General features: G+C 57.6%; 1 protein-coding gene and 1 pseudogene. One reads left to right on the plus strand and one right to left on the minus strand.

Annotated features, from left to right (window positions below; translation table 11 throughout):
• Positions 1-761: pseudogene (locus JNB91_RS30185) on the minus strand (ISNCY family transposase); the annotation flags it as partial.
• Positions 762-881: 120 nt separating this feature from the next.
• On the opposite strand from JNB91_RS30185, the gene JNB91_RS30190 reads away from it, so the two are divergent.
• Positions 882-1,913, plus strand: a complete 1,032-nt coding sequence (locus tag JNB91_RS30190) for an IS110 family RNA-guided transposase (RefSeq protein ID WP_220329110.1) — start codon at positions 882-884, stop codon at positions 1,911-1,913.
• Positions 1,914-1,978: the final 65 nt, after the last annotated feature.

The following is a 1,978-nucleotide window of genomic DNA, read 5'->3' on the forward strand; positions in this document are numbered from 1 at the left end:
TGCATCTCGGCGACAACAGATAGCATGTCATCCAGTCGCTTGTTGTCGACGACTTCGGCGCGATGCACCGAGCGCAGCGTATCGAAAGTTCTATAGGGCAGGGCATAGCTCTCGTGCATGATCTCAAGCCGTCCGTCCGGATAATCACAAACGATCACCTTCTGACCGGCCAAGGGTCTGGAGACGTCGGTCGGATCGAGAATGAACAGCACCTTGTCGTAGCGCAGTGTCAAAGCCTGCGACAGCGTGCGAACTTCCTTGCGACACATGGCGCCATCGAGGTTCTCGTGATCGGCCAACGGCCTGTGCATGTCCTTCGGATTGCGCGGCTGTTTGCCGAAACGCGCGTTGAAATCCACGATGAACTCAGCCGCATAGGCGTTGGCTTCCTCGATCGTGTCGATGCCGCGAAGCCGCATCTCCTTGACCAGCCGATCCTGCAGCGTCTGGTTGGCGCGTTCCACCCGGCCCTTGGCCTGCGGGGTATTGGCGCAGATGATGTCAATGTTCAGCTCATAAAGCGCCCGGCCGAACTGCGTCAGGCCGCTCGTCCGGTCTTTCTTCGACGGATGGAGCGAGCGAAAAACGCCATGCTTGTCGCTGTAGAAAGCCAGCGGCTTGCCCCATTGCTGCAGATAGGCCTTCGTCGCATGCAGATAGTCGAACGTGTTCTCCGATCCGGCAAAGCGCAGATGCAGCAGCTTGCCGGTCGCGTCATCTATGTAGACGAGTAGGGCGCATTTGGGCCCACGGTTCTCGAACATGGAGTAATCGCGGCGCGACCGTCTCTGGCTTTTGGCTTGTGAGGGTGGTTGCCCCCGATAGGATGGAAAAACGGGCTCTCGATTGGAACCGGGCCCAAACATCGGATGGAGGCAACCGTGAACCAATATATTGGCCTTGATGTTTCATTGAAAGACACCGCAATTTCGATCCGGGAAGATGGGAAACGGATCTGGCGGGGGAAATGTCCTTCAGATCCCAAACTTCTCGTGCAGATAATCCGCAAAAAAGCTCCTCGCGCGCAGCGCGTCGTATTCGAAACGGGACCGCTGTCGACGTGGTTCTATCACGCGCTGACGGGCGAGGGGTTGCCGGCGATCTGCATTGAAGCGCGGCACGCGCAGAAGGTATCGAACGAAACGCTCAACAAGACCGATGCCAACGATGCGGATGGTTTAGCGCAACTCGCTGAAGCAGGCTTTTACAAAGCGGTTCGTGTCAAGTCGTTTGACGCTATGAGGGCCCGCACATTGGTGGCTGCCCGGGAACAGCTCTTGTACATCTCAACGCAACTTGGCAATCAAATCCGCGGCCTGATGAAGACTTTCGGTCTGATCATCCCGAAAGCGAAGGGTCGAGTGTTTGATGGCGATGTGCGGAAGCTTTTGGATGGGAACAGCGAGCTTGCGAAGATTATCTTGCCTCTTTTGGAGGCGTGGCACGATATCCGCAAGCGCGCAGCCGATCTTAGTCGCCAGTTGCTGATAGCGGCACGTGCGAGCCAAGCCGCGAAGCTCTTGATGACAATTCCGGGAGTCGGCGCGGTCACAGCGGTGTCCTACGTTACGGCAATTGAAAATCCAGAAAACTTTCGAACGTCGCGCTCGGTTGGCGCTTGGCTTGGGCTGACAACGCGGCGTTATCAGTCAGGCGAGGTCGACTATGACGGCCATATCTCACGAAGGGGTGACAATCGTTTACGGGGGCTGCTTTATGAAGCGGCGACGGTGCTTTTGACGAGAACCAGTGCCAGGACCGAGAGCAGACTCAAGAGTTGGGGACTTAAGCTGCGCGAGCGACTTGGCTTCAAGCGGGCCGCTGTGGCCGTCGCCCGGAAACTCGCGGTCATCATGCACAGCATGCTCAGGACGGGAGAAGTGTTCAACGCATCGGCTGGCGCGACCATATAGGCGACGCCTTCATCCCTCAGCGCGCCATCTAGCTTTGGTGCTGAGCGTCCCTGCTGCGGACGTGG

Source organism: Aliirhizobium wenxiniae (assembly GCF_019511445.1).
Taxonomy (GTDB): Bacteria; Pseudomonadota; Alphaproteobacteria; order Rhizobiales; family Rhizobiaceae; genus Neorhizobium; species Neorhizobium wenxiniae_A.